Below are 4,912 nucleotides of genomic sequence, written 5' to 3' on the forward strand. Positions count from 1 at the left end.
CGCCGCCGCCACGACCGCCCAAGCGACCTTGGAAATCAACCTGGTCAGCATTAAGGATGACCCGGCCCGCCGGAGAATCGAGGATCACATCCACGACGCCGATTCCGTCATCGATTTCTGCGATGACCTCATCGGAAGGATCCGCTCGGAGATCACCACATAGGCGCGTCAGTCTCCCTTTGTTGGCTTTTCGGGTTCCGCTTCTTCTTCCACGTCCTCTTCTACTTCCTCAGCCGGTTCTTCAGCCGGCTCAGCAGTGTCTTCGGCTTCCTCGTACTCTTCTTCACCGGCCGGTTCTTCAGCAGTTTCGGCGTCGGCGTCCTCTTCATACTCGTCGCCCTCCGCATCGTCAGCAACGGCTTCGGTTTCGGCGTCCGGTTCTTCGTCTTCGTCTTCGTATTCTTCGCCTTCGCCTTCGCCCTCGTCCTCGTACTCCTGGTCCTCGTCTTCGGCGGCCTGGGCCTCTTCTTCCTCGACGACCTCCTCGTGGGTGCGGACAATCTCCTCGTCACGGATTTCTCCGCGCCAGCCCTCGGCGGCATCCGGGTCGAGAATCGTCGTCGTCATCACGTGGCGGACATAGCGCTTCATCTCCACCCGCACCCGGCGTCCGACTGCCCTCCAGATCTGCGCAGTCTTCTCAAAAAAGCCCTGCGGGTAGTACTCGACGACGATGCAGATCTTCGTCAGGCGGGGGCCGTACTCATGGAAGGTGACACCGCCGTCGAGATGTCCCTTCTGGCCGGTGGACTTCCAGATGATGCGGTCATCCGGAACCATCTCCTTGATGGTGGACTCCCACGTACGGTGCGAGAGGAAGACCTGGCCCTTGAACGTAACCTTGCCTTCATCCTCGGCATGTTCGACGTTCTCGACCTTCTTCATGAAGTCCGACCAGTCCTCGAACTGCGTCCACTGGTTATAGGCAACCGTGACCGGGACACCGACGTCGATCCATTCGACAATGTTGACCAGCTTCTGGCTCTTACTGCCGCCGCCGCCACCGCCGCCGGTAAAGGCGTCCTTCACCTTGTCCTTGATGCCGGATAGGACACCACCGCCCCCGCCGTTGGCCTGACTCTCATCGTCGTCCTCGGCGTCGACGTCCTCATCAGAGGCCTGCTCTTTGCCATCCGAGGACTCGCCGTTGGCGTAGTCCGTCATCTTGCCGGTCAGGTCCTCTACCTTGCCGGAGGCTTTGCCCAACGTGCTGCTGATTAAGGACTTGCCGTAGTCGGTTGCTGTGTCTTTGAGGCTATCGAGCGGAAGCTTATCCGCGAATGAGTCGGAAGTGGATTTATACATGACATCTGCTCCTTACTTGGATGACGACTTGCTGGTGGTGGTTTTGCCGGATGTCTCTTCCGCGGTGTCTTCGGCCTCGTCCTCGGGAGTCTCGTCGCCGGTCTCCTGACCGTCGTCGGCCTGGGCCGAAGCCCCGTTTGAATCGTTCAGGCGCTGAGTACGGTTCTGCAAATTGGTATTGACGGATTCGATGCCCCTTGTTGCGCCAGCGATAGCAGCACTCTTAGCGGCATCGGCGAGCTTCCCGGTGATCTGTTCCCTCAGCTTCTTCACCTCAGGGGACGCCTTAGCCAGTTCGTTCACCTGACCCATCAGTTCGCCTTTATTGCTGCTCAGTTGCCTTCCGCCAATGAGGCCGGCGACGGTGAGTGCCAGCTTTGCCTTTTTCGTCCGGCCCAGCAGGTACCCGCCGAGCAGGATTGCTGTCAGTTTTGCTTTCTCATCCATATAGTTCCTCTCCGATCCATCGGCACATGTGAACCCTCCTCTTCGGTCTCACACCAAGCATGCTTATCATTATCGTGTCACAGAAAAATAACATCAAATTCGATTCTGTGTTTGTGACGGTCCGCTGGTTTACGTGCATTGGGGGCCTTTAGGCGAGTCTCTCAGTTTCTCCAAGGTCGGCATGGGAACACCATAGGGCGATGCCGGGAAGTCGTCTGCCAAGGTCGGCTTCATTGGTATTGTTAGCCTTTTTCGGTGTCGCTATGGGCATCCGCCCGGGTACACGGATCTTTCGGCCTACTCCGTCGACATGAATTCGGGGTTGAAGGGGATCTGAACAAAGAACGCGCCGACGACCATAAATCCCGCGCCCATCATGCGGGCGTAGCGGGGACTGGACAAGAAGGACTTCGAGTAATCAACTCCGAAGGGCCTATATTCCTTCATCGCAACTGAGGCTGAATGAGCCCCACGTCGGAAATCGGTCACCAGAACGAGGCCCAGGAAGAAGGCCACGAGCCCAAGCGCGGCGAACTCCCATCGACCGATGCGAATGAGACCCTCGTTTTGGAGGGCCGCGGCGAGAAGCATGGTGACGAAGCCGCAGATAAATGCGATAAAAAACAAAACGTAGAGCGCCTTTAACGGCTGTGTCAGTGACCGGATAAATTTCATCATGACCGACGCCGGGACCAAGCTCTGACTGCGCGGGTTTGTTCGCGCCTCATGCGATGCCCCTTCCGTTGGACGTGATACTACATGGCCACCATCCTGCCTACTACGTTTACGTAACGAACATAGGGCTATTACGAATACGTAATGGTTGGACTATTACTACGAACACGTAATCAAAGGAGAGCGCCATACACGGCATAATGCGCAGCAGCGCCGATCTTGGACTCCTTATTCATGCCATCCGCGTCCGGCATGGCCTCAGCCAGGCCGATCTCGCGGCGCGTTTGGGAATAAGCCAGCGGTACTTATCGGAGTTGGAAACCGGCAAACCGAAGGTTCTCAACGAAAAGTTCTTCGATGTTCTCCGGGACCTGGGCATTGTGCTGTCCTTTCGGGAGACTATTGATGAGTGATCCATTGGAAGTCCATCTGTACGGCGGCGTCGTGGGCTATCTGCATCGCGCCAGTGCGGACACCGTGGATTTCGAGTCGGACGACACGGCGATCAGTCGGTTTGGTCTGGCATCACCCATCCTCTCGGCTTCGCTGCCATTGAGCGTACGCCGCTCTGGTCAGCAGACAGCTACAGCCTTTTTTGGTGGGCTGTTTCCCGAGGGCCGCGGGTTGACTAATCTCGCCAAACAGGCTGGATGCCATCGGCACGACGTATTCAGCCTCATCGAATATGCAGGCCGCGATGTGGCGGGGGCTGTGCAGGTCGGAGCTAGTGATGAGATCGCCAACGCAGAATACGACGAACTCGGCGAGGAGGACGTCACCCAACGGCTGGGCAGGGTCAACGATTACGCCCTGGGCTCGGGGGGCGGAGGAGTATCCCTGGCTGGATACCAGCCTAAAACCACCCTGGCATGGCGAAACGGGAGGGGTGACACGCCGGGATCAATAGTGCACCATCGACGCACATTCTCAAACCGATAGCGCCGGGTTCGGAACAAACCCTTCACACGGAGGCATATACACTTACCCTTTCGCGGAAGCTCGACTTAAGTGAATTCGACACCAGGATTGAATTGTTCAGCGGCCGTCCGGTTCTGGTCATCGAGCGCTACGACCGGACCATCCTGCCCGACGGAACGGTACGCCGAATCCATCAGGAAGACGCCGCCCAGGCACTGGGATTGCCCTGGAACACCGACGCGAAATTTGAGGCTGTGGACGGCCGGGCAAAACTGCGTAATGTGGCCCGGCTCCTTCCCACACGGCAGACAGTATTCGACAGCGGCCGGGACGACCGTGAAAGATTGCTCGCCTATACCACCTTCAATGTGGCGGTCGGTAATACCGACGCGCATGCAAAGAACTTCTCCACTCTTCATCACGCGGACGGGCAGGTGGCGTTAGCTCCGCTCTATGACATTTCGGCACACGCGCTGATGCCGGACGGCAACCAGAACATGTCCATGCGGGTGAACGGGAACGCGTATCAGCCGGAGATCACCCGCGATGACCTCATCGTGGAGGCCGGAACGTGGGGTTTACCCACGGAGCGCTCGAAGAAAGTCATTAATGAAACTCTCGAACGACTCCGGTACGCCGTCGAAGACACCGAGCCGGGAGCGGCCGGCGAGCGGGTCGGACTCTACATCGCAGCACAAGCGCAGAATGTGCTCGATGGAAAACGGGCGGCTGTCAGCAGTACCGGCCCGGTGAGCATCGCGGCCATCGAACGGCCACTACGGATGCCGTCGAGGTAACTCGGCCAGACATCAGGACCATAAATCCCGCGCTGATCGCGTGGGGCGGAGATCACCAGTTATCCGTTATTGTTTCGTTACCTGTTCTCGTTGTCCTATTCGAATAATGTCGGGGGCGGCTGGTGTACTGAGGGTATGGCAGATGGAGCAGCTTCGGGACCCGGCGGCGCTAACGCGTCGTACGGTGATGAGCCGTTCCGTGATGAGCCGTTCGGTGATGCGCCGGGCTATGGTGCTCCAGCGCTGCCTGCGCTGGCCGGGCCGCTGGGCGACGTCGACGTCGACGCGTTGTCGTTCGGGGAGGCGGCCCGAGTGCTGCACGCAGCCGGGCAACTCGCCTCCTGGCTGGAAGCCTTCACCGCCAGAGTCACCGTGAGGCTTACGGATACTTCTCCGACGGTAGTGCCGCAACAGGATCCGGCCGGACCGAACCGGAACGAGGAGGGCCTCGCCCGGATGTGCGCGGAGGCGGAGATCACCGGGGCACTGACCGTCGCCGAGCCCGAGGCGCAGCGGCTGATCGGCGCCAGCACCCAACTGGTTGAAGAGTTCCCGGCCACCCTCGCCGGACTCGAGGCCGGCCGGCTGAACCGGCAGCAGGCCGCCGCGATCATCGGCCAGGGCCAGTCCGTCCCCGAACACGGACGAAAAGCCTTCGAAGCGGAACTACTCGACGCGGCCGGCCGCAGCGAACTGCCCGGCCCGAAGCTCGCCGGGCGGGCCCAGCGGCTGCGGGAACGGATGCACCCCGAATCAATCAAGCGGCGGCG

At 59.6% G+C, this 4,912-nt stretch carries 7 protein-coding genes; 4 read left to right on the plus strand and 3 right to left on the minus strand.

From position 1 onward, the window contains the following. Window positions 1-168 precede the first annotated feature (168 nt). The 3 genes from Y707_RS27715 to Y707_RS0119595 form a co-directional block, all read right to left on the minus strand. Window positions 169-1,305 carry an SRPBCC family protein gene (locus Y707_RS27715; RefSeq protein ID WP_051442222.1) on the minus strand — a complete coding sequence of 379 codons (1,137 nt, stop codon included), beginning with the start codon at window positions 1,303-1,305 and terminating at the stop codon, window positions 169-171. A gap of 12 nt (window positions 1,306-1,317) precedes the next feature. Then, complete coding sequence (locus Y707_RS0119590) at window positions 1,318-1,752, minus strand: hypothetical protein (RefSeq protein ID WP_026536329.1); 435 nt, start codon at window positions 1,750-1,752, stop codon at window positions 1,318-1,320. A 297-nt stretch (window positions 1,753-2,049) separates the two neighbouring features. Next, window positions 2,050-2,430 (minus strand): hypothetical protein, encoded by a 381-nt coding sequence (locus tag Y707_RS0119595; RefSeq protein WP_026536330.1) that lies wholly within the window; start codon window positions 2,428-2,430, stop codon window positions 2,050-2,052. A 197-nt stretch (window positions 2,431-2,627) separates the two neighbouring features. Here Y707_RS0119595 and Y707_RS0119600 point away from each other — a divergent pair, with 197 nt between their 5' ends. The 4 genes from Y707_RS0119600 to Y707_RS0119615 form a co-directional block, all read left to right on the plus strand. Then, entirely contained in the window at window positions 2,628-2,840 is a 213-nt protein-coding gene (locus Y707_RS0119600) for a helix-turn-helix domain-containing protein (protein ID WP_035782758.1), read from the plus strand. Then, on the plus strand, window positions 2,833-3,366 hold the full coding sequence (locus Y707_RS0119605; protein ID WP_026536332.1) for a HipA N-terminal domain-containing protein: 534 nt from the start codon (window positions 2,833-2,835) through the stop codon (window positions 3,364-3,366). The genes Y707_RS0119600 and Y707_RS0119605 overlap by 8 nt, the downstream gene beginning before the upstream one ends. Further along, window positions 3,363-4,142 (plus strand): HipA domain-containing protein, encoded by a 780-nt coding sequence (locus tag Y707_RS0119610; protein WP_253905278.1) that lies wholly within the window; start codon window positions 3,363-3,365, stop codon window positions 4,140-4,142. Before Y707_RS0119605 ends, Y707_RS0119610 begins: the two co-directional genes overlap by 4 nt. Window positions 4,143-4,277: 135 nt before the next feature. Beyond that, a partial coding sequence (locus tag Y707_RS0119615; protein ID WP_026536334.1) for a DUF222 domain-containing protein occupies window positions 4,278-4,912 on the plus strand: 635 nt, incomplete at its 3' end.

Origin of the sequence: Arthrobacter sp. H14 (genome assembly GCF_000520495.1) — a bacterium.
Taxonomy (GTDB): Bacteria; Actinomycetota; Actinomycetes; order Actinomycetales; family Micrococcaceae; genus Arthrobacter_C.